Here is a 26,876-nt window from a genome sequence, read left to right on the forward strand (position 1 = left end):
TTAGGTCGTTAATGATTTTAATGTTTACAGGCATAATGCAACAATGATTTCCTGTAAAAGTAAAGCCTTCAAGTCCTTAACTTAATGGCATTGGGATTTCTCCCCCTTGATTGAAACTTTAGTTTAGTGCGCTTGCTCCGAATTTGGTGAACTCTGTGCATAAATCAAATGCGGTTTGTGTCCTTGATAATGCCGTTCCAGTCATAATGGATTTAAATTTGCTTTCTTCATCCTTAAAGTTACGGACGTTTTGAAAGTAACCAGTTACCGCATTGTAAGCTCCAAAAACAGTTCCTTTGGTGGTTTCAATCTGTTGGCTTGGTGCAACCTGTGCATATTCATAAACTTGGTCGATGATGTTGTTATAATTGGTCGATAAAGCTTCGTTTTGACCTGTGCGCAATTTTTCTAATACTTCCTTATTTGGTGCCATTGCCATTTGAATAAGGCGTTTTACATCTTTATCGCTAATGCGCACCTTTGACCATCTATTATAAATTGCTTCCATTTCAACCGATAGCATATTGGTAATGCCCAACATTTTGTGTGCCTGTTTCAACTTATCGTTTGCGCTTGCGGTGTGGCGTATCTTAATAGAATTAGTATGGTTTTTTAAAGCTGCGTTCAAAGTATTTTGGCAAACGACACGTATAGGAGTAAAAGATAGGCAGATACTGCCTAAACCATCGTGCGAAGACGTTAGCATTAAATATTGCTCTATTAAATCTTCACGGCCTATACGGATATAATCGGGTAGTTTAGCGGTAATGAAAATTACTGAACCGTTGCCGAGTGCGCCAGCGGTTTCATATTTTATACCATTCTGATTACCAACTATGCTATCAAAAAAGCTAAATGCTTCTGTATTCTGCACAACTTCATAATCCTTGCCGACCTTATCGCCCAAAACTGATTCATTATCTGTTCGGTAGGTAAAAAATGAATTATCAGAAATGATTTCTATACCACTGGGCAATACGTGTGTATTAGGGCTTTTTGCAACTTGAAAATTAAGTCCTGCATATTCTAGTGCTTCGGCACTTGTCGGGTAATGTTCTATTATTTGCCCTAGATTGTGCCATGCGGGTTGTTTAACAGACATAAAACTATATTTTCCTGTCTGTTCATTATAATTAAGATTGTGTGCCATAATTCAATTTTTTAAGGTTTTTAATTTTTGATGATAAGATTTCGGTTTCCAGTATATTAACATTTGCAGTATCGGTTAAACTAAGCTTCGATTGTGTTTCTATTTCGTTAACAATCTATATAATACTGGTATGGTCGTCATGGACTGCCACACAAAACATGATAAATAATGTTTCGTATTTCATATTGGTATGCTGTAATTGGTGTTAAAATCTCTTAACTGATTATAAAAGTCGGTCGGGTTGTTATTCTCAAACTCTTCTGCATAGCCCTCCCAATACATCCCGTCTAAAAATTCCATAAATGCTTCTAACATGATTGTGGTTTTAAATGTGAAAATAAGCGCCCCCGATAATTAGGGGCGCAAATGATTTAAAGATTTAAAGAAATTTGTCCCTCAACTTCTGCTAATTTATCGGTGCAAAGTGATTTAATACTATTGGACACTTCATTAATGATAAATGGATTTTTGGTACTGAACGTATTGCCGTTATCATCGGTAATTTTCAACTCGCAACGCTGAAAATGATTTAAACTGGTTTCTTCGGCTTCATCCTCCTGTTTAATCTCGAAGGCTTCCAGTTCATCAATTGTTCCGATTAATTTTTCCCTTTGATTTGATAAACGGTTTAGATCTTTGATTTTTTTAAGGGTCTGCTCTAAATTCAAAGCAGGTTTTACTTCTCCAAAATTTGCTTTGATTTCCTTTTTGGTCGGCTCTGCCTTTGAGGATTCCCGTTCTTTAATGGTAGTTGGTATTTCAGTTTTTACTTCGTCCTGCGGGTTAGCTGTTTCGGGTTTTGGTTGTTCTTTTTCTTGCGCTGACTTGTTAGATTCTGCATTTACAGGATTTCCCGCTACAAATCTCTGGGTTTTGTCTGTTTTAACGGTGTTTGGATTTACCTGGCTGTTTTCTTTTGCTTTCGTTTCCATTTTTAAAGAATTAAGTTGTTTACCCTGCTTACTACCTTTCGGCAGGAGCCATTTCTGGCTTTTTGTTAAGCAACCTCATCTGATTGAGCAGGGATGGCAGACAAGACTTTGCCGAAAAAAAAACCTCGTGAGCGCAGCGAGCAGGGAAGATTTTTTTCGAGCAAACCCGCAGGGCTTGGTCTTTTCTGACGATACTGCGAATCAGAACTTTCGGCGCAAACAGCCCAAACCAGCCATATCCAATCGTGACAAAAGTTATAAGAAATTAAGCAATGGCAGGCAAGTGTGGCTGTAGGAACGGAGGCCATTCTTGCAAAATCCTGGAAAGCGGCTGAGTGGAAGAATGGAACGACGCGGCTTGAGCAGAGCTATTTGAAAATAAGTGTAAAAAGTTATAGGAAAGTTAAGCAACGGCAAGCAAGTGTGGCAGTAGTTAACGGATGCCACTCTTGCAAAATTCTGGAAAGCGGCTGAGTGGAAGAATGAAACGAAGCGGCTTGATCAGAGCTATTTGAAAATAAGTGTAAAAAGTTGTCAGAAGTTAAGCAAGGGCCGGCAAGTGTGGCTGTAGGAACGGAGGCCACTCTTGCGAAATTCCGGAAAGCGGCTGAGTGGAAGAATGAAACGAAGCGGCTTGATCAGAGCACTTATCCGATGTGGTTTACTAAGTAGGTTATCTACAATTATCCTTAACAATTGAATTTGTAATATCTTTCAAATGGTTTGTGTGCTTAAAATTCAGTTTAATCCTTGCGATATATTTTGTATCGAGAAATAGATTTGTAGTAATCAGCATATTTTTACTATCTAAAATGGAGGATTATCATCATTTTGTTCGAAAAGCTTGTCAATCAACACCTTATTTCGCTTAGAAGCCCTTTCAAGTAATGTTGAATATTTTAATACTTCCGTGTACAATGCCCCTTCGAAATTTTTAAATTCTCCAATGATTCTTTTATGAGGCCTATATGAAAAATTAAAATGTGCGGCATTGATAAAATCTGAATCGTTGAATCGAATATCCAAAGGTTCAAGCGTCTCACCAATGAGATAACCAAAGAACATCTTAAATGGAAATTCTGGTTTGGTCAGGTTAAGAATTAACGAAGCATAATAGTTGATTTCAGCCAAATGGTCAGCCACATTGGTTCCAGGCGTTTTGAATTCTAGGATAATACACTTTTCTTCCGCTGGAAAAAGCAATACATCAGGTCTTTTGCTGAGTCTTTTTTCTTTATTTGCATTAATAAATTTTTCTTCATCGGCCGTGAAGATTTCCTTGAATATTTTTTGCCCACCTATGGTTACATTTTTTAGCTCTGCTTCAGATACACCTTCAAAAAGAATAAAGTCTTCGTTCAATATCCATAGATCACTCTGATCCGCCGATGAAGTACGTTGTGCGAACAATAGTGAATGCAATAATTTTTCATCTTCATTTCTACCGAGTTGTTGCATTTGCAATTGTCTTTTTAGTACTTTGTCGAAAAGCTCCAAGACTAGTTTTCGACGGGCAACATAATGGGTAAGTGCTGCACGATTCTGATGGGGGATTTCCTTAACTAAAGTTGTCGCAATCTTATTGAGATCTATGTCGTAGTCGGCAGCGGTAGGGTTTAAATTTACCAGTTCATCGAAGCGCTTTTTCAATTCTGCATCTTTCTTGGCCGCCATCTTCGATTCTTGTGCATAGACCTTTTCGAGAATTTTCTCCTCGGTATCGTTAATTGATATATTTAGATTTTTGAGATAATCGTCATTTAACAAAAACATCTCACGCAGATCAGCAACTCGTTTCTCTTTTTCTTCTGCCTTCTGGGCTAATTGGGCATACATGGATAGTATTTTATCATTCGCTTTTGTTTCAATATCGTCCATGAAAATAAAATCCTCATCGAAAATGATCAGTTCATCCTTACGACGTGGAATACGTAATTGCCCCCGCATATCTCCATCCCGATCATTGATGTATGGGCTTGAAACCAAAAACAAAAAACGATGATGATCTAAATGGTCTTCAGTTCCCAGAACATTGAGCGACATCCTGAAGTCTTTTTCATCAACGATCTCACCTTTACTAGTTAAGGTCATTATATTTTTGGGTAATTTGTTTTTTTGGATTTTAAATGCCTGCACCGTAAAGGTTTCGGTTTTATCTTGTTGGCTGAAACTACCCCCTTTGTGGCTCTGAAAGTTTAAATCAAAATAATCGGTTGAATCAACGGCCGGAATATCCTCGCTGGTTATCTCAAGAGTCTCTTCAATATCCCCACCTTTATATGCTTCTAAAACAATTTTAGGCAGCGCTTCGCGGTGCGCACAGAAATATTGAATATATCTTGAAAGGATAATATCTTTATAATTTACAAGGGTCATGTTATAGCTCACCTTGTCCTTATCTGCAATAAGACTGCTCAAAGTTAGACTTGTAGAGGTTTCTTTCGATACACTTTTTCCATATGAATCTAAATAAGCGATTGCATTCTCTTTAAGAAAGGGTGCGGATTTACTTAAGTGGAACTCGCGTTGCTTAAATTCGCCATCATTTTTATAAATACTTTTGTACTGAACCGTAGAAAAAAAATGGATTAGCTGTAAGCGGCCCGACCCTCGATTATTATATCCTTTTCGGTTATCCTGAAAGGTCAAAAATCTTTTGAATTCTTCATCATTAAAACCAATACCAGTATCCTCTATCACTAGTTTGCTCATAATCCTGTCGTCGAAAAGATCGGCATCATAATAGACCTTAACTTTTACGGTTTCATTCCTTGAATCACTATGTAATTGGGCAATTGCTTCAAACGCATTAGTAAGTCCTTCAAATAATGGCTGCAATGGATTGCTACTCTTACCAACCCCATTTAATATAGCAGGATAATATAATCCTTCATTTACAAGAAATCCGATTTGATTTAGCACCATTTACTTTTAATAATTTCTAAAGATAAGATTTGCCAGCTAGTTATAAAGGTCTTGATATAACTTCTGATATAGTTAACGTCTAAAACGTTGTGTTTGACGATAAAGCCTCTACTATAAAAATAGTGATTTTTTTTGATAACTGCGGCGCACTAGAGCAAAAAAAAGCCTGCCGAAAATTTCGACAGGCTTAGATATTATATTACTGAATAAAAGTTTAAATGGATATTTCGCTTTCTTGCTCTTTGCTTTTACTTTTTGATTTATCCTTACCAGTTTCTTTTCCCAAATCTTGATCTTTGCGATAATCCTCACGCTTCACTGGTTTGCCGCTTAGCTCAAAAAAGTTTAGGTTGGTATAACGTGGCACTGCTTCAATTTTCAATTTCTTTTCTTCACCATCGGAACCAATAGCATTAATCATAGGTTTGTTGCCATTCTGTATATCGGTAATGAGTTTTTCAGCTGTTTCCTTTTTATCCATTTCTTTTATTCCGTAGGTGGAAAGTTCTTTTTTTAAGTCAAAGCCATAACCTTCACCAAACTGTTTAATGGTATAATTGCCGTATTTGTCCTTTGCCTGATCGAATTGGTAGATGCTCCATGCCTTATACTGTACACCTGCACGGCTAACCATATCGTCACGATAAGCAGAACGACCTTGTAGCATGTTTGCTGCTTGTTCCACGGTATAACCTTTGCCACGGTCGATGTAATGGGAGTTTTTCATCACAGGGCTATAGAAAGTTTGTTGAAACTCTTTTTTGACAAAATCTATCTTTCCATCTTTCATGGTGGCAAGGGTATCCCTGTATTGCAAGTCCTTATCCGTTACCTTGCCAGTTGCAAGCTCAGATGACTTGGTCTGTCCTCTGAAAAAGTCCATTGCCTGTGCAGCGCTATCGAACTTGCGAATCAGATTTTTACCCTTATCATCTGGTGTGATAACCATGTATTGGTGTCCCTTTTCCAATGGCTTAGCCTTACTATGTGCAACATCAAATTTGTTGAAGTAGTAATAATCCGATTGGCCAGATTTTTTCAGGTGTATGGTCAAATCCATCATGCCCTTATCAGCGGGAACCTGTCCATGAATGGCAAATTTTTCTATGCCTTGTTCCATCATGGATTCTGCGGCAACCTTCATTTTTTCTGGGACTTTTAGTCCAGATGCTTCTATTTTAAAATTTTCTAATGAATTTCTGTTCATGTTTTGATTTTTTTTAGTGATTATTTAAACGTTTCTTTTTGGTGTTGTCACGAAGAAGTAGTGGATAGCCTGCCTTTAAGTTTTGTTTGACCTTATTTACCTTTTTAGTAAGTAAAGTCTTGGCGGCATCTATGCCAGCACCCGCAATTTGTGTGGTCAAATCAAAACCTGTTATTCCGATACTTCCAGCTGCATCAGTGATGCCACCTTTTACTGCATCATTTAACATTGCTTCTGGCGCATTGATACCCTCCATTCCGTCCCTCCGATCGAATACAGTAATGTTTACAGGGATGATGGAAGTACCTAAACGGATGTTTTTGACCTCTAAGTTCAGTCTTTGGTTGCTGAAACTGGCAAGGCCATAAATGAGGTGACCTTTTGGGATAACCTGTGCGTTGATAATTAAAGTATCTTGCAAGCGAAGTTCTACAACCGAACCCTGCTTAACTTTTTGATGTACCGAAATAATCGCAGGTATAGCTGCAAATGTGCTGTCTTGCTTATCATTTTCTGGTTTCTTAAACAATGTTTTGGCAAGCTCAGGATTTTGAAGAGCAAGCAATTTATCCATCATAAAACCCAGTTGTGCCATTTCTGGATCATCATTTCCATTTTGCTGCATGTTCTTCATCAATGTTTCCAATCTGTCCACATCTTTGGTTATTGGCGCAGCGTTATTTCCTGCTAAGTTATTGGGTGCATAATGTTCTGGAAAGACCTCAGGGGTAGATAATACATGATTAATGGCAGTCAATTTTTCATTGATTTTTTGAGTCTGCGCATTTTCTCTATTTGTGAAACCAAGATTTTCGGCAGCTGTGCTTAAACTTAACGTATCATTGTGTATGGAATCCTGTCTAGCCATATCATAATAGGCCATTTTATCCGCTGGTTCCTTAACCAGTTGCGCTTGGGGAAGATGGGTATTAATACCCTCAGATTTTACTACTTCCATTGGCTCTGGTTTGCCTCCACCTAGTACATAGAATAGAATCGCCGATAGAAATACCATGATAGGAAATAAGACCAGCATCAAAGTTTGCTGATCGACTCGTTGTTTTTTCTGTTGTGTCATTTGTAATTTTTATGGTTAATAATTAATAAAATGCTTGAATCAGCAGGAACAGTGAATAGCTTCCAAAAGCAGCACAGAATATGACCAATAACATCAGCCATATTTTTGGCGACAATAGTGCCGTTTTTCTGTTCAAGTAATCGGCTGTATGACGTTGTGCTTTTAATATTTTATCCGCAATCCTGCCCGCATTGTGTTCCTGACGTGTCGTTAGGCCGTTGCTTTTGTTGTTGAATAATCTCATGGCGTCGAATTTTTAGGGTTTGTGTCGGTATTTACCAATGTTTCCCACCCGGTTATTAGAAAGCCATGTGGGTTATTGTCAGTTTGGGTATTAAGTACCCTAATATTCCCACGAGTAACCAGCTTTCGAAGTACGGTTGAACTGGAGCGGATTAGTTTTTGGGTAGCGTAGCAGGTAAATGTATAAGGTGCTTCAATTGCCAACTTAATGCTATCGATCTCGATCTCTTGAGAAATATTAGCCGAAATTAGGTTGTTGTAATAGCCAGCTTCCCGCAGATTATCATATGCCTGTTTTGCTGAATTATCAGCCAAATACAAAGCTTTGGTAATACCTGCTGTAATTGATTTCTCATCAGGATCAAGCGTAAAGAAATACTTGTGAAAAGTCCTGATATGGTCACGAAGCTCTACTGGTAAATTCTGTTTTCTTTCAGATGAGAAGGCTTCCAATACTTTGCCATTGTACAGGATCAACATTCGATTATCTGCCTTTTGCATTTCATTGAAGCACAAGAAAATTACGGTGCCAGTAAGCAAAAGACAAGAGATTAGAAATACAATACTGAATTTTTTGATATGCTGAAAAGCAGTATCAATATTTTTTAGTTGCTTAAACATATTTTAGCCTTTTATTTTGTCTTTGAAATAATCATTACTTGATGCTTCTACCATTCCTTGTGACATATTGGAACGGCTATTGTCGAAACGGTCTGCAACCATTCCAGCCGCTGATTTGCCGGCGGACATACCCGAACTGGCACCACCAACCACCAGCGAATTAACTTTTTGAAGCATGGCATTTCCGCCTCCCGCATGGACGATATAATTAGCAACATTCGGAACAGTGAAATAACCCACGATGCCTATCACCATAAAAACTAGATATGCGCTATCGCTAGGACTAAAGAAGGTATCGCCAGCTGCACCGATTTGTGAAATATCTATTTTCAGCATATTTTCCTGAATTTTCCCCAGTATCGTTCCGAATATATTTGCTACCGGCAACCACATAAATATGTTAATGTAGCGTGCAAGCCAGACTGTGAGGGTATGCTGAAAACCATCAAAGACTGCAAAACCGAATACTATTGGACCAAGTATGGCGAGAACTATCAGGTAAAAAGTTCGGATGGTATTGATACAGAGGGCTGCGGCGGCAAACAAAACCTGTAACACTTCACTCATCCATTGCTTTATATTGTTGCGAAAGTTGTAAGACATTCTATCCATCTGAAATTTGATGTCATTTCCCAAACCCTCGAACATGCCTTCTTCGGTACGTTCAGGGTCTTTAGGGTGAGTGTAGCGATACCAACGGTCATCATTTCCATTACCGCTTTCACCTACATACATCTGCCATTGTTTGCTCTGTTTAACTGCTGCTTCTTTCTGTTTCAGCAAGGCTACTATCGCTTTGTCGCTGTTTTTTACCATACTTCCTGTTGCCGAGACCACTGGTTGTAATATTCCGTTCAATACGCCAATTACCATCGGGAAAAGTACGATTGCAAGCCCGAGTGCAAATGGACGCAATAGCGGATAGAAATCGACTGGTTCGGCATTGGCAATATGCCGCCATACTCGGCTGGCGATATACCATAATGCCCCAAACCCAGCGATACCACGTGCCACACCTATAAGCTTACTGCAAAGTGGAAGCATCTCATCGTATACATTATTCAACACAGGTTGTAGCCCTTTGATATTTTGCGTGATGTCATGCGCCAAGAGAATAGTAGGCAAAAGCATAGCTAAGACTGTTAGAAATACAGCCATTAAAAATGTTGTTTTCATAAATTTAATTGGGTTTAAAATAGTTACCTAAACCATTGAGTTCCGCTTTTTCATGCTGCCGCTGGACGTGTAGGATACTGGTCTTTCGATTGAAATCTCGAAGAAAAATGAGCTTGTCTTCTGTGTCAGCAAAGATTTTATCAATGGCCTGCATCCGTTCATCATCACTCATACGCAACTTATTTGAAGTAATCACCATTGCTAATTGGTCAAGATTATCCAAGCTTTCATCAAAGAGTTTACTGTAAACTTTCGATAGATAATTAAGTTCAGAACCGTTGAAGGTGCCACCAGATGAAAAGCGTTTAAATGCAGATTTATACTCCGAAATCAGATCCTTTTGATAGCGGATAATTTCTGTGATTTTGTAATACTTTCTAACTTCAGGACTAACTAACCAAAGACCGTTCAAGAACAAATCATGCAGCGAAAAATTACCCTGAGCAATGTTTTTTACTGAATTATAGCCTGTAGAAATTATGGTGTATCCCGTTTTCATATCCCTTAGTATGTTCTTCAGCTGCGATAACTTTTCCACGTTCAAGATCAACTGTTGTACTTCGGTACTTTGACCAAAGGAGAATTGCAAACCCGAAATAAACAGCAAGCAGGTAAACAACACAATTTTAATCGATTTCATAATACCTCCTTAAATTATCTATGGTATGTTGCTCCATTTCCTTTTGGCGGATCATAAGTGTTGCATCACCACAGAACGATTGGGTAAAACTGGATTTGTCAAGCATTCTTTCATAGATATCATTCAGTCGCTTTAGTCGTTCATCATCTTTCATTTCCAATTTACCCGAAGTGATGACCAATAGCAGTTCCTCTAAATCGGTATAACATTCTGTGATTATTCCGTCTGAAACTTCACTCACATAAATCAACTGGTCTTTGCTGAAGCTTTTGTGGTTTTTTATTGCATTAAAAGCTCTAACGATACTGGCCTGCGTTTCGATTATTTCTGCTACTCTGACATCATTTCGTATAGTTGGACTGACTTTTTTAAGCTCCGTTATAAACGCATTATGCAAGCCAAATTCACCACCTGTTATATCCCTAACTGTTTGTAGTCCAGAACCCACAATCTCATAGCCTTTTTTTGCATAACTTATGTAAACTTGTAATGCTGCAATTTGTTGAAGTAGGTATTTCTTCTGTGTTTTTTTCTGCGAAAACCATTCTGCAAAAGTCTGGGCACTAGCAGGTGCGATACTTGTAAACATTAATACTGAAACTATTAACACGAATAGCGTATTTTTAATTAATTTCATAAACCTCCTTTAGCTGTTTGGTTTCTAAAATGGACTTTGAACGCTGAATTGAAAGAACAATGTTCTGATCGTTGAATGCTCTTAGGTCAGAAAAATTCTGTTCAATCTTTTTTGCAGCTTCATCAATGAGTTCCAGTCGTTTGGCATCGCTCATTTGTGTTTTAAACGAACTGGTAACAACAAAAACTTGGTCTAAATTCTTCACGCTTTCCTTTAGGATGCCTTCGTAAATTTCTTCCATGTGCAGCAATTCGCTTGTATTGAAATGCTTATCCTTTTTAAACAGTCCCGATGCCCATTTATATTCCTGAACAATAGCGCTCTGAGTACTTACCAGATCGCGAACGCGTTTGTAAGTGCTAATAACCGACTTTACCCGTACCAGGTCATCATAATAACCGGAATACAATTTTCTTTGGCGATCAGTCCATTCGGAGATTTCGCCAAGTTTTAGTTTGTTGAGCTGGTTTTCGATTACTTTCTGTGCATTTTGCAGCCAGATGGTTTGATTTTGAAGCCGTTGAACTTTAAGGTCAATGGCTTTGACCACTTTTTTTATGCCTGCCTTGATTACTTCGGCAATGGCCAGCTGCGCATTTGCCCCTGTGGGTAATACGGTCAGCAGAACGGTTGCACTCAATGGTAGTACCACCATATAGGTCTTTATTATTCTACTCATATATTTTAATAAGTTCATATTCCTGTTATTTAATCCGTTTGTATTTGCGCTTACTTACGGTCATAGTGCCTTTTTCAATGTCAAAAGTGATCAGCTTGCCATTACGGCGCTCGGTCATTATCAATGTTTTAGGGTCATAAATCGCAGTCCATTCTTCAGTCTCATACTGTGGTCTTCCAGTTCTACCTTTATCATCGATCAGGCTAAATCGAGTTTTACGATGGATGTTGTAGTTTTCAGCATTCATCTGCTCCACGATTAATGTATCATAGGCAACACTGACCTTGCTTCCTGCATTGTTAACATACGTTCCTGAAAAGCTTGGAGCTAAGCGGCCGCAACCATTGAATGCGATAAGGAGCATTACAGCAAGCGCAAATAATAAATTGTTTTTCGATTGATTTTTGAATGTTGTTTCCATAATTGATATTGTTTTAATAGTTAAAAAATCTTTTTTCCATTGAGAAGCTCCGCCGCAAGTACGGCGATGCCACGGGCAACGGAGCCGTACTTGGCGGCATATTCCTGTACCTTTTGCTTTTCAAGTTCTTCGGTGGTGTAGGCCAAATATTCAATCAAGCTAACTTCTGTTCGATAGACTTTTGAATGTCCTCCCAGAGAGATGAAAACCTCTTTATATTTAAGTTTGGGATCATTCGCCTTATTCATTGAAAGGATAAGTGACTTGTCATGATCGGTCAATCCCAACAGTTCCTGCAGGGCATCAAATTTGTTCTGATATTTGCTTTGGTCTAAAAGGATCTTACAATCTGAATTATTAATAATTGCCTGTTTCACAATTGGCGAAGAAATAATATCCTCTATCTCCTGGGTAACTACAATCGGCTCCCCAAAGAATTTTCTAAAGGTTTTATAGGCGTACTGAATGTATTCAGCCATGCCCCCTTTGGAAATACTTTTCCATACTTCCTCTAGTAACAAAACTTTACGCACCCCCTTAAGCTTGCGCAACTTGGCAATGAACATTTCCATAATAATTAGCGTGACCACAGGAAATAATATTGGATGTGATTTGATCGTATCAATTTCAAATACGATAAAACGTTCATTTAACATATCAATGTTTGCTGTGGCGTTCAACAGGAAGTCAAACTCACCACCCTTGTAATATGGGTTAAGCACATACAAAAAGTTGTCGATATTGAAATCTTTGGGATTCACTTTTCCATTTTCCAAAACCTCTAAATATTCTTGCATCAGAAAATCATAAAAGGAATTGAAACAGGGAAAAATTGACGGATGAATTGACAGGTGCTCGTAATATAAGGTCAACGCATTACTTATCGCCACATATTCCGCTCTGGTATAGCTTTCGTTCTCATTCTTCCAAAGTGCTAAAAGCAAAGTCTTAATACTCTCTTTCTTTTCGGTATCTAGTACATCACCCTCGCCAATATAAAAAGGATTAAAACAGATCGGATTTTCCTCGCTATAGGTAAAATAATAACCACCAACTAACTCGCAAAGTCCCTTATAACTATGCCCAATATCCACGATGACCACATGTGCATCCTGTTCATAGTAGGAACGTACCAGATGATTAGTGAAAAAGCTTTTACCGCTGCCACTTGGGCCGATAATAAACTTATTTCGGTTGGTAGTCCAGCCTAATCTACGTGGCTCGTCTGAAATATCCACATGAATTGGAACTCCTGATTGGCGGTCGCCAAGCCTGATTCCAAAGGGCGATAGGGAACTTCTGTAATTGGTTTCCATATTCAGAAAACAGCAAGCCTGCTCAGCAAAAGTGTCGAAGGTATCGTTCATTGGAAAATCACCTTCATTACCTGGCATACAGGCAAACCATACCTGTGGCGCTCCGTCCGTTTCTTGCTTGCAGCCTGCATTCATTTTTGCCATCGCAGAACCAACTTTATTTTTCAGCTCACCAAGTTCTGCGGGGTTATCAGTCCAGCAGAGTACATTGAAATGCGCTTTCACTGGTAGCTTCTGTGTAGCAACTGCTTCGTTCAGAAAATCATTGCAGGCATCACGTGACACCGCATTTTCCCTTGAATAGGCAGATAAAGATTGCAGACGCAGTTTCTTTGCTTCCAGTTTCTTGATTGTCTTTTGTGGATCGCCAGTGAAGATCAACTGGTTATAGACATGGTTGCAGTCTAAAAATAAGCCCAAAGGGGAAGCAAAACCAATACTATACTTCGTTCTATCGGTAGAATAGGAATCGAAATCAATACGAGTGCCACAGAATGATGGCAAATCCTCCGCATCCGAAAGTGTATACAGCTGGCAATGCTTATCACCAATGCGGATTTCATCTTTTAAATGAACATCCCGAATAATAGGTTGTTGCTTTTTACCAAGCAGAAACAGGTATTTTTCTATAATACCCGGACGGTTTGCAGTGCCTGCCAGTTCATCGTCGCCTAACCTCGTTAAACAAAATAAACCACTATCTGACAAGATACGCTGGAAAGAACCGCAAGCCGATTCGAAGTTTTTGATGGCTATTTCATCTTTGCGTTTTACAGGTGCAATAGATTTTCGAAGAATATTGCTGTAGGCTGATGACGATAGTTTTCGGTTCAGTGGTAATAAGGTCAGAAATAGATAGCATTCATGGTCTAAATAGGAACGCTCATTAAAGTGTTTTTCGGAGGCAAAGGACAGTAGACTATCTGATGCCTTTTCAAAATCAGGCTTAACAGTCGCTTTAAAAAAATAATCAGCCTTATGGAACACTACGCCAGCTGGTAATACCCTAATTGCTTTTACAAATGCCTGTTGTGCGGTATCAAAATGAGTACCTGCCATTGTGCCTGTTTCTGGTAGGTCCACTCTAAAACAGACGGTAAGGTCGCCTGACATGGATACTAGGCAATCGTGTTCAACTTTCCATATAGGTAGTATTTTTTCGATGTCCATCATGAGCGAACCTGCCTTTCTAAATTGGTATGCTCTATTCGCAAACCTGTAAATACTTTTCTGGATTTGAATTTTAGGTATTTGGGCAATCCGCGTTTTGCTATAAACTTACCGAGGCCATGTACGCCGTATTTTTTGGATAAGTGGCTAACGGTAATAAAGAGTCCTAAGCCCAATGCCAGTACTAGCGGCAGAAGTATAAAAAGTGTTAGCCCTGAAATGTAGCAGATGGTAAACCCAATTAACAATGCAACAAGCCCGATGGCTAACCAGGCAATGTATTGTCCCTGCAATCCCTTAAAAATGATGGGTTTGCCGATACCTTTATTGATTTGATAGATTAAACTCATAGTAGTAGATTTTTTGTTTAAAAAACAGGTTGACGGAACAGCTGTGCCATTCTTGTGCAGACTTTACCGTCCGCCAGCCTGTTTTCTTAATTCACGTTATATTCCAAAGAAGGATCGCAATACGGTAGCAACTATTACCAAAAAGATGCAGGAACCAAACCATGCAGCTGCCACTTTGCTCGTATCAGGCTCACCTGCATTCCATTTTTGAAATACCTTAATAGCGCCGATTACGCCCAGAACTGCACCAATGGCATACATGAGATTACAGCCTGCATCAAAGTAGCTCTTTACTTTATTGGTGGCTTCGTTTATTCCAGCCACGCCATCCTGCGCCCAAACAATGGAGCTGTATAATATATTACAGCAGAGTACAACCGTTAGCATCAGCAGAAATTTTCCGAAGATTACACGGCGTTTACTTAATCCGCTGCCATTGAATTTGAATTGATTCTTAGTCATTAAATAATTTGAAAAGATGAATGAATGGGTTAATTGTCTTTAAATGAAGTTTATCTAATTCCATAAACCTTCTAACTCTTCGGCTGATAGGTGGAAAGGCACATGCTCACGGATAAACTGATTTAACTCTTTAGTGGCTGGATAATTGATAATTTGAGGATACTTGACTTTAACCATTTCAAACATGGCAAAGAAATCCTCTTTGTTTCCATCCTTCTCCTCTAGTATTGCACAAATCGCTTTTATTTCCTGTAACACATCTGGAACCAAGCCAAGTTGACGTACTTTGTCAGCGAGTTTGACAGTATCAGATTTGTCCGCAAAACTAAAGTCTGCTGCTTCGACTACCTGTACACCAGGCTCCAAAGTTGGCTGACCGATTAAGTCATCAGACGAGCTTAGTTCATCGACGTGCTGTTGCCATCTGTGCGGGAAGGGTGTCGAAGAATTTTCACCATCTAGTGGGCTTTTTCCCTTTCTGTGATAATACAACCAAATACCTACATACCAGATGACCCCGAGAACCAGTGTGGCAAGGATGAAATGTTGCCACGAAAACGATTTTAAAATCATAATTTTTTGCTTTTGTCCTGCCGCTACATTACGACAGGAATTACAAAAGCAAAGGTTCAAAGGATGCAAACGGAGATATCTCTATTAGAGAATTATATCTCTTAACCCATTGATGGTCAATTAAATTTAGGTTTATCTTTTTCATCATCTGGATGAAAAGTATCATCTTCTTCCATATAATTCAATAGCCCGGTTTTACAAAAATCTATAAATCGGGTACGGCTCAACCTCTTTCTCCGCTTAATTTCCCGAAAGCGGTTGGCAGGAATACCAATCTCTAAGCCGAAACTTGCTTCCAGCCATTTAAAAATTTCCTGCAAACCGGTTTTGCCTGAACCCAATTGGCCAGATAGCCAAATCGCATAACCAAGCTCTACCAGATTTATGATCTCGCCAGTCCAGTCCAAATATTTTTTAGGACTGGTAATTGATGAAAATTCTGGATTACGTTGATCAAGTTTCAACAACTCGGTCAATAGATACTCCTGTAGTTCTTCGTGCGCAATAAACATGGAAAAAATATAATCGCCAGCGGTTGATATTGACTTATCCAATTCGGGAATATCCTGTAGATAGGGTAGGGTTACTTCAGCACCCCTGATAAATAATACTTCATCCAGATCAGTGTAACCCATACGGTAATAGTCATATAAAAAACGATGATCACGGAACCAGTTATCAAGCTCCTTTAATTTTTCTAAATAGCAAGATTTTCTCAGTTCTGGAACGGCAACAGGCAAGCTGCACTGGAATTTAAAGAGTAAAGTATAATAAATCTTGAGGGCCATGTAATCTGGCTTCTCAAACTTGTGATAGTAGATTTCGTCAAATTTATCCTTAAATGGAATTTTTCGCATTTGATCGTTCAATTCCTTGTGGAAAACTGCGATTAAACCAATTACTTCATTGAACTTTTCAATTAGGCTTTTTTCACGACCACTAATCAATTTTAACCTGTTTTTCAGGTCACGGAATAGCATTTTAAATGTGTTTTTGCGCATAGTTAGGTATAATTAAATAAATCTTCCCTGCCTGTTAACTGGCAATAATTAGGTCACATTGGGAAAGGAATTAGTAAAATTTATTTTCATAAGCCTCTGGATATTTGGTTTAAGTTGATTCCCATTTTTTAGAAATGCCTGAGACAAATGTGTGTCATAAACGCTAAAATCAACTACATAAAACAACTCATTCTATATACATTTTTAAAAGTATTCTTTGAAAAAGATTGCTCAGACCCTATATAAATCGATTATTCTTAGAAAATAATGATGATGAAAATGGTGGATTTAAAAATAATTTTTGTATTGACGTATGTTCATACGTCAATACTTATTCCAATATGTGGCAGTTTCGGGGATGGATTGGAAAGAGGAAACAAAACTGAAATTCGGGCAGCATCTTTTGGTGCTGCTTCAGGATTATGGTATTCGCAACAACACCAAGCCATCGTTGAGACAACTTGCCAATCGTGCAGGTCTTGAATATAGTCAGGTACAACGTATTTCTACAGGACAGGTCGATCTGGCATTAACCACTATAGTATCTTTATCGGTCGGCTTAGATCTTAGTCCCAAAGACTTACTGGATTTTTGACACAAAAATGAGCTGAACTAGAATAGCGCAGCCCCAAGCAACCAATTATTACATTTTTTTAGGAAGCTGCTTCCAACTCCAATTTTCGCATAAGCTCAAGTCTACTTCTAACATCAGCTTTATCATGGATGTTCTGTACGTGTCTGGATACGGTGGAGGTCGCAATGAAAAGTTTTTCTCCTATTTCCTGTTTGCTATATCCCTGACGAATCAATCGGATTACTTCAATTTCACGAGTAGAAAAACCATAGTTGTTAATGTTAGTTACAAAAACTTCCTCTGAAATTATCCTTATGTCCAATTTTTTTAACTCTTCAATTTGTATTCGTGAGCGTTTCACCGAATGTGCTATAAAAATTACTGAAATCAAAATAAAACCTAGGTTGGTTGTTAAAACTTCAATCCATTGTGTGACGTGAAAATAGGCAAAGGCTGTCATTAAAACCCATGGTAATACTGCGCAGTAAACTGCGATTACTTCAGTCTTGGTTGTGATAAGTCCACCTTGAGATTCCTTCAGATGTAATTTTATAGCTCTTAATATTGCCCACAAAATTACAATTGAATAAATAAAAGGAATAATTAACCCGTATGTGATTGCCTTCTCCATATCCCTTGTAAAAGCATAGTATATCACAAAAAATAAGATGTATGGGAGCATTAAAAAAAGTGGAACGCCATAAATGGCATGGAAACGTAGTAATCTTAATTGAAAAGCTTTGTAAAAATAAAATGGAAAATAGGAAGCCATTAAAAAACCGCTACCATAAGCTATGATGTTTTGTAAACTTAACGGAATACATTTTATATCTGGATCGGGGAAAAGTCCGCCAGTGATGTTGTATATTAAGAGTAAAAAGAGAAGGATCAAATACCAAAAACGAGGTTTATCAGATGGCTTGTTAAGGTAATAACCTAATTGTATGCCAAACATTACTAATTCCAGTATTACAAAAATTAATGTAACAATGTGCATCTCTGAATTAAATACAAGCATCGGCTTCCTTTGTTATTTGAATACATTACGTTTTAGAAAATACAAGCTATATGTAAATTCGAGCTGATCATAAATTTGAAAGCTAAATTGCTTATACCAAGATAGATTGTTAACTGTAGAGGTTTCAAGGTAGATAGGTAAACTCCTTTCTTCAGAATCTAATATTACTTCTTGTAAAAGTTTGCTACCTATACCCAAATGCTGTGATGAAGGATTTACGCCAAGAAACCAAAGGTAGGTCATCGGCTCCTTCGGCTGAATTTTTTTTATATTTTGTTCCCTTGAAATAGCTTTACGGATATTAAGGAGCCCAATACATTTAAATAACAGAAAAATATCCAGCATAATTAATTTAAGGGTTGTTTTCTTTTTATCGGGATATAAAACAAGAGCACAGCCAGAACCGTCATCTGACATGTAGACGTCTCCAAATAGGCGGCAGATTTCAAAGGAATATTCCATTAACGATTTAATCCTTTTTGATTTTCCATTATTGGCACCAGCTATGTAATTTACACTTAGATTTGATTCAAAAGATTCGACTAAAATACTTACAACGAGTTCCTTTTTATCGTGTCCGACTTTTATCATATTGATTAAACATTTGGTTTTTAATGCCATACGGAGGCAGAAAATGCAATTTAAACCGAACAATAATAACGAGCAGTCATTTATTTTAGTATTTAGAAAATGAAAACGAACGCTATAGTTCCTACAAAAGGTTACAATGAAACAGTTTGATCTTGATCCATTTTTTTAATTAAGGGCGTCTTGTTAACCCGTTTTGGTGTTGATTTTCTTGGTCTACTTGGTTGGATGTTTCTTTTTCTATCTTTCTCTGCTTTAGTGTTTTTGTCTTTTTCGATTTTTTCCAATTTGTTTAATTCATCCGCTACAATAGTCACCACATCTTTTTTTATTCTATTGTAATTCTCTCGCAGATCCATCGGTGTTATTTTTCTAATTACTGGTAAAGGCACATAAGAGGCTTCCTCTTGGATAATTGCCTCATGATTATTCTGAATCTCACCATGAAACATTTTGAGTCTGATTTTTTCATGCGGACTATCTGCTACAATGCCTACAAATTCCCCGGATGATAATGTAGCAATCTTGGATGCAGGAATAGCAGACTCCATTTGTGTAGATTTAGAAATAGAAGTATCGCTACTGTTTATACTTACGCTTTCCCTGTCCTGCATAATCTTACCAAAGGTTTCAGATAGCTTTTTAGCACTATTACCCGTAACCTGACCACTAATGATATTACCAGATATTCCAGCTATGATCTCGGCAAATTCTGAACCATATTCCTTTTTTACCTGTTCGATTGACTGGATGCCCATTGTACAGGAAACTAGATTGCTTCTTCCTGTACTGATTGTTGAAATAATCCCAGTGGCTACTAGTGTCGGAAACTCATCAAAAATCAGACTAGATTTCATCCTATCTTTTTTGTTAACCAACTTTAATAATCTGCTAACGTACAAGGATAAAACTGCACCATAGGTTTCTATTTTTTGTGGATTATTGCCCATGCAAACAATTTTTGGTGCTTTCGGGTCATTAATATCCAAAGTAAAATCATTACCAGAAAGTACATAGTAAAGTTGTGGGGATGATAGTCTAGCCAGTCCGATCTTCGCACTTGCAATCTGACCTTCCAATTGTGCTTTTGCTCCCTGTTGCCATGCCGAAATAAATGGGTTGATTAAAACTCTTATTTCCGGTTCGGTTTCTAAAATCGCAAACAGATGGTCGTATTCCGTCATCATTAGTTCTATTACGTGAGGTAGGGTGCAATATTTACCATCCTGATATTTGCGCAAATACCAGATGACTGCCGTTAAGAAGTTAATCGGACTTTCTACAAAGAAGTCACCGCTTTTTTTCAGCCATTCCTTATTCAGTCCAAGCATAATCGTTCGACTGGCTTCAGTAGCATCCGTAATATCAGTCATATCTAGGGGGTCAATCGGATTACACCGGTGTTTTGGATTTTCTAAGTCAATAACATAGAACTTTGGTTTTACCTTATAATTTTTGTGATATCTAAGGAGTTTATTATAGGCCATTCTGGTTAAGTCATCAAATTTAAAATCGTATAAAAACATAGAAAACCCTTTTCGCAGATGCTGATCTATAATATGTCTAATCACAAAATAAGTTTTGCCAGATCCCGCAGAACCTGATACTAAAATACTTCTGTAGGGATTTACACAATTGATCCAGCCATCTCGTATTTTCCCCTTGAGTTTGTATTTGGTGGGTAAGTTTATCGAGTGTTCATTTTCTAATAGCCGCTCTTCCTGCGGAAATGTTTCATTTTCGGTATTGAAAATATCCTTGTTTAGATTGAGCTTAAGCAATCTTGAAAGCCTTGTACCACCTGTCAAGATTAATAAATAACCTATTATAGTAAGTCCGATATACAAGGCTGAAATTATACTGTAGCCAGTATTCAAGTAAAGCGAAAGAAAGGCGATGCTGTAGCAAATCAACCCAGTTATAAAGTAGGCGACTATGCTCTGGCTATTGATTTTTTCATCCTTTTTGCCTTTGGCGCCAATCAGAGAAACAATCAAAAATAAAAAGGCTCCAAGCTTGGGTTTGAGCATGCCATTGAACCAGCTAATCTTGGTTAGGTTTGCAAGTATGCGGTCTGTAATATCAGCTGTAAGTCCCCAATGCTTGAATGCGCCGTAGCAGGTAAGATAAAAATGTATCGCCAATATAAAAACACTAATTAGGCGACTAAAATCGATGATCTTGCGTAGTCCTTGTGTATCTTCTCCGGTATTCATAATAACTATTATTTAATGTTATTGGTATGTGAATTATAATGTGAACTGCTGGTTTTGCTCAATAATTTTTCCTTTTTTCCGTTTCTTTCTTCTTTTAGGCACAGCTATGCCACTTTCGGATCGTGATTTAGCCAATGCAATGCCCAAGAAATTTATTGGTTCAGGAACTTTTAAATAGATTTTAGACGGATTATCCTTTTGATGCTGAAAAACAGGTTTTGTGGTTTCCAGTTTTTGAGGGTTCAATTCCGCTTTTTCAAATCGCTCAGACAATGCTTTTGCACTATAGGATTTACCCAGGTCACTGCCATTAAATACGGTTTTGTTTTGGTGGTCTATAAAGGTTATGCCATAAAGCTGCCCTTGGTCGCTTGTTCGGAATGTTACACTGATGTTTGACTTTGCTAGTTCCTTTGTCAGCAATTCCTTGGTAAAGTTCCCGTATTTGAAAAATAATTTGTCTATTTCGTTTTTTAACGATGTTTTAAAAGGCTTGCGTTTTTCTAAGTTCCGTTTGTATTGTTTATCCAATTCACCCATCGTAGGTTTACAATAGATCTGGCTGGCTTTTACTGGGATTCCAATTGATTTGCCATTATTATCCATTATGGCATAAATTAATCCTCTTTTATCGAACATCTGTGTATGTTCTGCGCCGCGGTCTGCTTTGATATTGAAATGGTCCAGTATGGCTTTATATTCTGCAAATGTTGTATAACGGTATTGCCGCATAACGCCAGTAACGATATTGCTAATGCTTTGTTTTGTGGGTTTTGCTCCATATATAGCAGGTCTTATCCCTCTTTTCGGCTGCATTTCCCGTCCTTCAGCTTTAATTAGGCCGTATTTAATTTCCAGCTCTTTTCTTGCAGGTTCGGATAACTTGTAACCGATACCGTGAATGTCAATTCGTTCACCGTTCCGCTGGATATTTGTGGTGGCAATATGGATGTGTGGGTGATTGGCATCATAGTGCCTATACACCAAAAATGGCTGGTCACCAAATCCGATACGCTCCATGTAATCAGCGGCAACCTGTTGTAATTTCTGACTTTCTAATTTGTCCGAAGAAGCGAAATTCAGGGAAATATGAAGTGCGTTTGTCTTGACGGCTGCATTCAACATGGTTAGGTGCTCGAATCTTTTTAACTTTTGTACTAGATTCATTTTTTCAATATCACCTGCAAAGCCACTAGCCATGACAAGTTTAGCTTCGCCAAGCTTTACTTTATCCTCGTTATAATGCAGTATGCCTCTGATACTTTTTCCGCTTTCTATTTTGGCAACCATTTTTCTGCAAGTTTGGTTACGATAAGGAGCAAGTGGTCAACCTTGATATCTACACCTTTGTACAAAGTAGCCGTCTTACTAACAAAGAATGCTCTTTCATTGGAATTTTCACTAATATGGAAATGATGGGTCTGTTGATTGATGTTTATGCCGATTGCTTTCAATTCTTTTCTGATCAATGCCAACTCTTCCATTGGCCCGTTTAAAGATGCTTCTCTGTGAAATAAGTTAATACGCTCTCCTGATAGAACCTTTCTTGCCATTTCGCAAATGCTACGGCAATCTGATTGTTTTTGTAGCTTGCTCAATCGATCATAAACCGCATCATTTACACGCACTCTGATCAAGTGTCGAAATTGTTCTTGTTCTGCTTTTTTAGGTCTTGACATTGGCGCTTATTCTAAAATTGTAAGGCATCACGAGTTCCGAGTGATTGCCCCAGCCGTAAGGATGGCAAGATGTTTTTGTCTACAAAAATCCATCTTGCTGCGAACCCACATTTGCCAAAAAAGCCACCCTCGAAGATGCTGTTGAACCTCTGTTAAATGGTGAGATTAAATTTGATTGATCTATTTATGTAGGGCGGAAGTTTGCTGGATATTTTTTAAAGCTTGTAGGTCTTCTAGTGGGATGGATGATCGTAGCAATTGCCGGATTTTTTGCCTCGGTTCGGTCTTTACCTTTTTCAACTTCATGTGAGGATTACCCTTGTATTTTCGACCTTTTACATTTGGTGTTCCAATTTTTCGGATGTTGGCACTGCGTTCTTGAAGTACTTCTAGTTGTTGTTCTTTCATGGCTTAAATTTTTGTTAAGCCAAAGGTGGGGAAGGTGGAGAGGGAGAATACTCTAGTAGGGAGAAATAGTAGTGGTAATTCAAATAGAGTCAAGTAAAGCTTTGGATTTCATATCTTCGAATATTAAACTATTATCCATGCAAAGACCGTTCGATTTAATCAGAGACATTTTTAAAGAATCAAATAAGCAGAATATTGAACTGTTGAAGTATGTTTTTGAAAAGTCCGATAGTGTAACACTTTGGGTAATTGGAGTCGCAATAGGTGGTATCTCTGTAATTGCAAACAACATAGCTAATGTTAAAAGTGCATTACAACCAGAATACTTACGTGCAATCCTATTGCTTCTTTCCGTTTCTGTCACTGGAGGCATCGCTTACAGAGGTTCATTTTTATATTATTTTGTTCTACTAAACCATACAAATCGCGGCATTGATATTTCACTTTCCAGAGATCAGACTATGGATACAGAAACCTATTTAGAAGGGAACGAAACTTTTCTGCAGCTTCTCCAAATAGTTCACCAAGGATTTGAGGACGATCTCTCCAATTTGATTCCCCTTTATGAGCAAGCAGACGAAGTAGGTAAGAAAAGATTATATGACAGTGTTATTGATCAGTATAACAAATCTGTTCTGTTTGCTCAAAAAGATACTGCAAACGCCTTTGAATTTATTGCTGAAACCTATTCAAAGTTTTCTGGTACAAAAAAGGAAAAATACTTGGAAGCGATGAACGGAAAAAAGCCATTCCTAACTGACTTTAGAGTTCTTGTGATAACCACATGTTTTTATGTTATTTATATAGCTTCGTTTATTACAACTTTATTTTTATTTGCATTTTGTTGTTAATCTTAAATTAATGAAAGACGACGCTCCAGCCTTTAGGATAAATTACAATGGAATAGTGGTTATTCAATCGCTAGCTGATGAAGAAAAACAAACAGGTACTATTTTGTACGATGACATTATAGCAAGGCGCTGTGACCAGAATGGGCATGGCAAGTATTTTTATAATCCTTCATCTAAAAAAGAACTAGTCGAAGTGCTAGATATCATTTGTAATAATGTTCTTTATGATGATTTGCTTCCAATTTTACATTTTGAAATCCATGGATCAGAACATGGCCTTGGCTTAAAAAATGGTGATCATGTTCTCTGGAAGGAACTGCAGGATTATTGTAGATTAATAAATATTAAAACTAAAAATCAATTAATCGTAACATTAGCCACGTGCTGGGGCAGCAGTATATGGGAAATGATTGATGTCGGGATTCCTGCTCCTTATTGGGGATATATTGGGCCAAAAGAGAAAATTAAAGCGGGAGATCTAATGGAAGATTTTGGTGAATTTTATGATAGCCTGTTGACTGAACAAAGTTGGGATAAGGCGCTGGAAAGGTTAGTTTATAACAAAACTAGGGATAAGTATATCTATTTGCACTGCAAAGGAATATTTGAACACTACATAGAAAATAACTACAAACGCACGGCAATAAACAAGCATAAAACTTTTAAACGTTTGATAGGCCAGACAAAGGATCAATACCCTGGGCTGAACAGAGCCGAGAGAAGAAAACGTTTAAAATATAATCTGGGAGAATTCAGTAGGGGGAGATTTATGGCCAACATGAAGAAGACTTTTTTAATGACTTGATTAAGTTTACTGGCAATTACCATTAAAAATACAATATGATTTATACTGCAAACGATGTTCAATTTGAACAACTCAATCCTGTCGAATTTGAACGATTATGTTTTGATCTTTTGTTGAAATTAGGATATCGCCAGTTAACTTGGCGACAAGGTGGAGCCGATAATGGGCGTGACATAGAAGGAGCCTTACATTTGGAAACCCCATTAGCACCACAAGTTACCCGCTGGTTTTTTGAATGCAAACATTATACAAATGGAGTGCCTCCAGAACAATTAAACTCCAAAATTGCCTGGGCAGATGCCGAACAACCGAATTATTTGGTTATTTTGGTATCATCTTATCTTAGCAATAATGCACGTGTTTGGCTGGAGCAGATTCGCGCTCAAAAACATTATAAAATTGTAGTTATCGAAGGTCAGGAATTGAAAGTACAACTTATACGATTTCCTGATTTAATTGAGCAACATTTTTCTGCGAACAAATATGAACTGTTGTTGCTGGATGCAAAACGGCACTTTCAAGCCTACCACATTACACCAAGTTATGAGTTGATATCAGCGATTGCTGGAAAAATTGATCCTGAAAGGCTAACATTGAATGATATAGGCTTTCTTTTTATCAGCTTATATAAGCAATTCGAGTATTTAGAAGACAGGAACGACTATTATGGCGATTTTGATCCTGCAATTTTAGCAGCACTATATAAGAGATTGATTACCTTATCTTCAACTGGGCAGATCGCATTATTTGAACCCTATAAAGATAATTATGATTATTTGGGTGGAAGTGGTTTTTGGGATGATCTGGAACAATGGGAGCCTGGATTGGAAGGTGAATCGGAAGCCAAATATCAATACAATACTTTTCACCTTAATTACAAAGGTGCTAACGAAAGCTGGGCACTCGGTCATTATTTGTTTTTCCGTTTGCCTAATGGAACAGCATTAGAATTGTTTTCTATTGATAACTCTGAATTTACAACGGGTGCCCGCTTTTTTCCTGAAGTTACTACAACGATAATTGATGAGCTTTGCCTAATTCCGTCAGAAAGATTCCGTAAAGTACTACAGAAATACGCAATGGTTTTCCGTAATTGAAGTGATAGGGGTGTTGGTTTTTGGGCTGATTATTGTAAAGCAAGTCGATTTAAAAGCTGTTAAATACTTAGCTTTGATAATCAATTATTTCTAACAGGCACTTATGACAATTTCACCTTTTGCAACTGAAGAACTTAAAGACTATGTAACTGGATCACGAACTGGACGTGAACTAATTAAATTATTTAATAATTATGGATTTAGAGATGTCTATGATGATTTAGGGCTACCGAATATTGGAAAAAGAAATGGCCAAAGGCCATCAAGAACAGAATATGTTGTCAATAGGTTAAAAGCACTATCAGGAAAAAATGAACTAAGGGATTTGCTTGCCGAGGTTTTTAATAATCTAGAAAAATCAGAACAAAACTTGGAAGGCTTGAATAAGGCCTTAAACCCTGAAAAATTCAGCGTTGTTTTGAAGGAGGATATTTTTATCATACAAGGCGGAGTTATTGACAAAAGTACAGCAGTGGTCAATGAGGCACATTTTCAGGATATACAGAATAAAATTTTAACGGCATTGGATGGTGCGAAGGTTTCTATCAGAGTAGTTATGGCATGGTTTACTAATGATACGCTATTTAAAAAGTTAGTAGAAAAACACGCTGAGGGCGTAGATGTCAGGGTTGCGATATTTGATGATGGCATCAATAAAAAGCATGGTGTTGACATCACACAGCTGCCCCACGATATGATAAAGCGCGGCAAAAGAGGCGGATTGATGCATAATAAGTTTTGCGTTATAGATAATCAGCTTGTAGTAACAGGGTCATACAATTGGAGTGACAATGCCGAGTTTCGCAATGATGAGAATGTAACCTTGGAAAAAGATCCCGCACAAGCTACTGCATATTCTGTGGAATATAAAAGACTGACTACATAGTGTTACGCTGCACCATCTGCAGAAAATTCAGCAACCAATAAAGCTTCGATATTCTGTTCGAACATCGCAAAATGTGTGATTATTTTACCTTTGATTGTTTAGATTCTTTCTTTGTAATCTGGTTCACAAGAGTCATGATCAAAATCTGCTATTTTTGCCATATTGAATCGCAT

29 protein-coding genes are annotated in these 26,876 nt (G+C 37.8%); 5 read left to right on the plus strand and 24 right to left on the minus strand.

The genetic code is table 11. From position 1 onward, the window contains the following. Positions 1–118: 118 nt before the first annotated feature. From ACVWYG_RS10700 to ACVWYG_RS10785, 18 genes are all read right to left on the minus strand, one after another. Complete coding sequence (locus ACVWYG_RS10700; RefSeq protein WP_457270212.1) at positions 119–1,150, minus strand: DUF932 domain-containing protein; 1,032 nt, start codon at positions 1,148–1,150, stop codon at positions 119–121. Positions 1,151–1,330: 180 nt separating this feature from the next. Then, positions 1,331–1,465, minus strand: coding sequence for a hypothetical protein (locus tag ACVWYG_RS10705; RefSeq protein WP_457270213.1), 135 nt, complete (start codon positions 1,463–1,465; stop codon positions 1,331–1,333). Between the two features lie 56 nt (positions 1,466–1,521). Next, on the minus strand, positions 1,522–2,082 hold the full coding sequence (locus ACVWYG_RS10710; protein ID WP_457270214.1) for a hypothetical protein: 561 nt from the start codon (positions 2,080–2,082) through the stop codon (positions 1,522–1,524). An 807-nt stretch (positions 2,083–2,889) separates the two neighbouring features. Then, positions 2,890–5,007, minus strand: a complete 2,118-nt coding sequence (locus tag ACVWYG_RS10715; protein WP_457270215.1) for an ATP-binding protein — start codon at positions 5,005–5,007, stop codon at positions 2,890–2,892. A 214-nt stretch (positions 5,008–5,221) separates the two neighbouring features. Then, positions 5,222–6,214 carry a hypothetical protein gene (locus ACVWYG_RS10720; RefSeq protein WP_457270216.1) on the minus strand — a complete coding sequence of 331 codons (993 nt, stop codon included), beginning with the start codon at positions 6,212–6,214 and terminating at the stop codon, positions 5,222–5,224. 13 nt (positions 6,215–6,227) lie between these two features. After that, on the minus strand, positions 6,228–7,292 hold the full coding sequence (traM, locus tag ACVWYG_RS10725) for a conjugative transposon protein TraM (protein WP_457270217.1): 1,065 nt from the start codon (positions 7,290–7,292) through the stop codon (positions 6,228–6,230). 22 nt (positions 7,293–7,314) lie between these two features. Continuing rightward, on the minus strand, positions 7,315–7,536 hold the full coding sequence (locus ACVWYG_RS10730; protein ID WP_457270218.1) for a hypothetical protein: 222 nt from the start codon (positions 7,534–7,536) through the stop codon (positions 7,315–7,317). Continuing rightward, on the minus strand, positions 7,533–8,156 hold the full coding sequence (gene traK / locus ACVWYG_RS10735; protein ID WP_457270219.1) for a conjugative transposon protein TraK: 624 nt from the start codon (positions 8,154–8,156) through the stop codon (positions 7,533–7,535). Before traK ends, ACVWYG_RS10730 begins: the two co-directional genes overlap by 4 nt. A gap of 3 nt (positions 8,157–8,159) precedes the next feature. Continuing rightward, a complete protein-coding gene (traJ, locus tag ACVWYG_RS10740) occupies positions 8,160–9,332 on the minus strand; it encodes a conjugative transposon protein TraJ (RefSeq protein WP_457270220.1) in 1,173 nt (390 codons plus the stop codon). A 4-nt stretch (positions 9,333–9,336) separates the two neighbouring features. Then, complete coding sequence (locus ACVWYG_RS10745) at positions 9,337–9,972, minus strand: TerB family tellurite resistance protein (protein WP_457270221.1); 636 nt, start codon at positions 9,970–9,972, stop codon at positions 9,337–9,339. Continuing rightward, positions 9,959–10,609, minus strand: coding sequence for a hypothetical protein (locus tag ACVWYG_RS10750; protein WP_457270222.1), 651 nt, complete (start codon positions 10,607–10,609; stop codon positions 9,959–9,961). The genes ACVWYG_RS10745 and ACVWYG_RS10750 overlap by 14 nt, the downstream gene beginning before the upstream one ends. Beyond that, on the minus strand, positions 10,596–11,288 hold the full coding sequence (locus tag ACVWYG_RS10755) for a conjugal transfer protein TraI (protein ID WP_457270223.1): 693 nt from the start codon (positions 11,286–11,288) through the stop codon (positions 10,596–10,598). Before ACVWYG_RS10755 ends, ACVWYG_RS10750 begins: the two co-directional genes overlap by 14 nt. Before the next feature lie 25 nt (positions 11,289–11,313). Then, positions 11,314–11,709: a hypothetical protein gene (locus tag ACVWYG_RS10760; RefSeq protein ID WP_457270224.1), complete on the minus strand. Its 396-nt coding sequence runs from the start codon at positions 11,707–11,709 to the stop codon at positions 11,314–11,316. Positions 11,710–11,729: 20 nt separating this feature from the next. Continuing rightward, a complete protein-coding gene (locus ACVWYG_RS10765) occupies positions 11,730–14,198 on the minus strand; it encodes a TraG family conjugative transposon ATPase (RefSeq protein WP_457270225.1) in 2,469 nt (822 codons plus the stop codon). After that, positions 14,195–14,545 carry a DUF4133 domain-containing protein gene (locus tag ACVWYG_RS10770; RefSeq protein ID WP_457270226.1) on the minus strand — a complete coding sequence of 117 codons (351 nt, stop codon included), beginning with the start codon at positions 14,543–14,545 and terminating at the stop codon, positions 14,195–14,197. The genes ACVWYG_RS10765 and ACVWYG_RS10770 overlap by 4 nt, the downstream gene beginning before the upstream one ends. Before the next feature lie 96 nt (positions 14,546–14,641). Then, positions 14,642–14,932 (minus strand): DUF4134 domain-containing protein, encoded by a 291-nt coding sequence (locus ACVWYG_RS10775; protein ID WP_457270359.1) that lies wholly within the window; start codon positions 14,930–14,932, stop codon positions 14,642–14,644. A gap of 129 nt (positions 14,933–15,061) precedes the next feature. Next, entirely contained in the window at positions 15,062–15,580 is a 519-nt protein-coding gene (locus ACVWYG_RS10780) for a hypothetical protein (protein WP_457270227.1), read from the minus strand. Between the two features lie 116 nt (positions 15,581–15,696). After that, positions 15,697–16,581 (minus strand): RteC domain-containing protein, encoded by an 885-nt coding sequence (locus ACVWYG_RS10785; RefSeq protein ID WP_457270228.1) that lies wholly within the window; start codon positions 16,579–16,581, stop codon positions 15,697–15,699. A gap of 313 nt (positions 16,582–16,894) precedes the next feature. On the opposite strand from ACVWYG_RS10785, the gene ACVWYG_RS10790 reads away from it, so the two are divergent. Further along, positions 16,895–17,176, plus strand: coding sequence for a helix-turn-helix domain-containing protein (locus tag ACVWYG_RS10790; protein WP_457270229.1), 282 nt, complete (start codon positions 16,895–16,897; stop codon positions 17,174–17,176). 58 nt (positions 17,177–17,234) lie between these two features. On the opposite strand, the gene ACVWYG_RS10795 is transcribed toward ACVWYG_RS10790, so the two are convergent. The 6 genes from ACVWYG_RS10795 to ACVWYG_RS10820 form a co-directional block, all read right to left on the minus strand. Next, complete coding sequence (locus ACVWYG_RS10795; protein ID WP_457270230.1) at positions 17,235–18,173, minus strand: response regulator transcription factor; 939 nt, start codon at positions 18,171–18,173, stop codon at positions 17,235–17,237. Positions 18,174–18,185: 12 nt separating this feature from the next. Beyond that, a complete protein-coding gene (locus ACVWYG_RS10800) occupies positions 18,186–18,794 on the minus strand; it encodes a GNAT family N-acetyltransferase (RefSeq protein ID WP_457270231.1) in 609 nt (202 codons plus the stop codon). A 101-nt stretch (positions 18,795–18,895) separates the two neighbouring features. After that, positions 18,896–20,977, minus strand: coding sequence for a conjugal transfer protein MobC (gene mobC, locus ACVWYG_RS10805; RefSeq protein WP_457270232.1), 2,082 nt, complete (start codon positions 20,975–20,977; stop codon positions 18,896–18,898). A 33-nt stretch (positions 20,978–21,010) separates the two neighbouring features. After that, on the minus strand, positions 21,011–22,267 hold the full coding sequence (locus tag ACVWYG_RS10810; RefSeq protein WP_457270233.1) for a relaxase/mobilization nuclease domain-containing protein: 1,257 nt from the start codon (positions 22,265–22,267) through the stop codon (positions 21,011–21,013). Beyond that, on the minus strand, positions 22,252–22,656 hold the full coding sequence (locus tag ACVWYG_RS10815; RefSeq protein ID WP_457270234.1) for a mobilization protein: 405 nt from the start codon (positions 22,654–22,656) through the stop codon (positions 22,252–22,254). Before ACVWYG_RS10815 ends, ACVWYG_RS10810 begins: the two co-directional genes overlap by 16 nt. A gap of 180 nt (positions 22,657–22,836) precedes the next feature. Beyond that, a complete protein-coding gene (locus ACVWYG_RS10820) occupies positions 22,837–23,064 on the minus strand; it encodes a hypothetical protein (protein WP_457270235.1) in 228 nt (75 codons plus the stop codon). A gap of 137 nt (positions 23,065–23,201) precedes the next feature. Between ACVWYG_RS10820 and ACVWYG_RS10825 the strand changes: the two genes are divergently transcribed. The 4 genes from ACVWYG_RS10825 to ACVWYG_RS10840 all read left to right on the plus strand — a co-directional run bounded on the left by ACVWYG_RS10825 (position 23,202) and on the right by ACVWYG_RS10840 (position 26,703). After that, positions 23,202–23,915, plus strand: coding sequence for a hypothetical protein (locus ACVWYG_RS10825; RefSeq protein WP_457270236.1), 714 nt, complete (start codon positions 23,202–23,204; stop codon positions 23,913–23,915). Between the two features lie 10 nt (positions 23,916–23,925). Further along, the gene (locus tag ACVWYG_RS10830) at positions 23,926–24,720 is read left to right on the plus strand and encodes a hypothetical protein (RefSeq protein ID WP_457270237.1); all 795 of its coding nucleotides are present in this window, start codon (positions 23,926–23,928) and stop codon (positions 24,718–24,720) included. Positions 24,721–24,755: 35 nt separating this feature from the next. Further along, on the plus strand, positions 24,756–25,817 hold the full coding sequence (locus tag ACVWYG_RS10835; RefSeq protein WP_457270238.1) for a restriction endonuclease: 1,062 nt from the start codon (positions 24,756–24,758) through the stop codon (positions 25,815–25,817). A 103-nt stretch (positions 25,818–25,920) separates the two neighbouring features. Continuing rightward, positions 25,921–26,703 carry a phospholipase D-like domain-containing protein gene (locus tag ACVWYG_RS10840; protein WP_457270239.1) on the plus strand — a complete coding sequence of 261 codons (783 nt, stop codon included), beginning with the start codon at positions 25,921–25,923 and terminating at the stop codon, positions 26,701–26,703. The last annotated feature ends 173 nt before the right edge of the window (positions 26,704–26,876 follow it).

The sequence above is a fragment of the Pedobacter sp. UYEF25 genome, assembly GCF_054061655.1.

Bases quoted from the DNA above. Each gene is read 5' to 3' on its own strand.
- ACVWYG_RS10810 (WP_457270233.1), bottom strand. From the start codon at position 22,267: ATGGTTGCCAAAATAGAAAGCGGAAAAAGTATCAGAGGCATACTGCAT.
- ACVWYG_RS10755 (WP_457270223.1), bottom strand. From the start codon at position 11,288: ATGAGTAGAATAATAAAGACCTATATGGTGGTACTACCATTGAGTGCA.
- ACVWYG_RS10710 (WP_457270214.1), bottom strand. From the start codon at position 2,082: ATGGAAACGAAAGCAAAAGAAAACAGCCAGGTAAATCCAAACACCGTT.
- ACVWYG_RS10745 (WP_457270221.1), bottom strand. From the start codon at position 9,972: ATGAAATCGATTAAAATTGTGTTGTTTACCTGCTTGCTGTTTATTTCG.
- ACVWYG_RS10715 (WP_457270215.1), bottom strand. From the start codon at position 5,007: ATGGTGCTAAATCAAATCGGATTTCTTGTAAATGAAGGATTATATTAT.
- ACVWYG_RS10770 (WP_457270226.1), bottom strand. From the start codon at position 14,545: ATGAGTTTAATCTATCAAATCAATAAAGGTATCGGCAAACCCATCATT.
- traM (WP_457270217.1), bottom strand. From the start codon at position 7,292: ATGACACAACAGAAAAAACAACGAGTCGATCAGCAAACTTTGATGCTG.
- ACVWYG_RS10840 (WP_457270239.1), top strand. From the start codon at position 25,921: ATGACAATTTCACCTTTTGCAACTGAAGAACTTAAAGACTATGTAACT.
- ACVWYG_RS10780 (WP_457270227.1), bottom strand. From the start codon at position 15,580: ATGATTTTAAAATCGTTTTCGTGGCAACATTTCATCCTTGCCACACTG.
- ACVWYG_RS10830 (WP_457270237.1), top strand. From the start codon at position 23,926: ATGAAAGACGACGCTCCAGCCTTTAGGATAAATTACAATGGAATAGTG.
- ACVWYG_RS10775 (WP_457270359.1), bottom strand. From the start codon at position 14,932: ATGCTAACGGTTGTACTCTGCTGTAATATATTATACAGCTCCATTGTT.
- ACVWYG_RS10750 (WP_457270222.1), bottom strand. From the start codon at position 10,609: ATGAAATTAATTAAAAATACGCTATTCGTGTTAATAGTTTCAGTATTA.
- ACVWYG_RS10820 (WP_457270235.1), bottom strand. From the start codon at position 23,064: ATGAAAGAACAACAACTAGAAGTACTTCAAGAACGCAGTGCCAACATC.
- mobC (WP_457270232.1), bottom strand. From the start codon at position 20,977: ATGAATACCGGAGAAGATACACAAGGACTACGCAAGATCATCGATTTT.
- ACVWYG_RS10765 (WP_457270225.1), bottom strand. From the start codon at position 14,198: ATGATGGACATCGAAAAAATACTACCTATATGGAAAGTTGAACACGAT.
- traJ (WP_457270220.1), bottom strand. From the start codon at position 9,332: ATGAAAACAACATTTTTAATGGCTGTATTTCTAACAGTCTTAGCTATG.
- ACVWYG_RS10700 (WP_457270212.1), bottom strand. From the start codon at position 1,150: ATGGCACACAATCTTAATTATAATGAACAGACAGGAAAATATAGTTTT.
- ACVWYG_RS10825 (WP_457270236.1), top strand. From the start codon at position 23,202: ATGCAAAGACCGTTCGATTTAATCAGAGACATTTTTAAAGAATCAAAT.
- ACVWYG_RS10760 (WP_457270224.1), bottom strand. From the start codon at position 11,709: ATGGAAACAACATTCAAAAATCAATCGAAAAACAATTTATTATTTGCG.
- ACVWYG_RS10720 (WP_457270216.1), bottom strand. From the start codon at position 6,214: ATGAACAGAAATTCATTAGAAAATTTTAAAATAGAAGCATCTGGACTA.
- ACVWYG_RS10705 (WP_457270213.1), bottom strand. From the start codon at position 1,465: ATGTTAGAAGCATTTATGGAATTTTTAGACGGGATGTATTGGGAGGGC.
- ACVWYG_RS10795 (WP_457270230.1), bottom strand. From the start codon at position 18,173: ATGCTTGTATTTAATTCAGAGATGCACATTGTTACATTAATTTTTGTA.
- ACVWYG_RS10800 (WP_457270231.1), bottom strand. From the start codon at position 18,794: ATGGCATTAAAAACCAAATGTTTAATCAATATGATAAAAGTCGGACAC.
- ACVWYG_RS10790 (WP_457270229.1), top strand. From the start codon at position 16,895: ATGTTCATACGTCAATACTTATTCCAATATGTGGCAGTTTCGGGGATG.
- traK (WP_457270219.1), bottom strand. From the start codon at position 8,156: ATGTTTAAGCAACTAAAAAATATTGATACTGCTTTTCAGCATATCAAA.
- ACVWYG_RS10815 (WP_457270234.1), bottom strand. From the start codon at position 22,656: ATGTCAAGACCTAAAAAAGCAGAACAAGAACAATTTCGACACTTGATC.
- ACVWYG_RS10785 (WP_457270228.1), bottom strand. From the start codon at position 16,581: ATGCGCAAAAACACATTTAAAATGCTATTCCGTGACCTGAAAAACAGG.
- ACVWYG_RS10730 (WP_457270218.1), bottom strand. From the start codon at position 7,536: ATGAGATTATTCAACAACAAAAGCAACGGCCTAACGACACGTCAGGAA.
- ACVWYG_RS10835 (WP_457270238.1), top strand. From the start codon at position 24,756: ATGATTTATACTGCAAACGATGTTCAATTTGAACAACTCAATCCTGTC.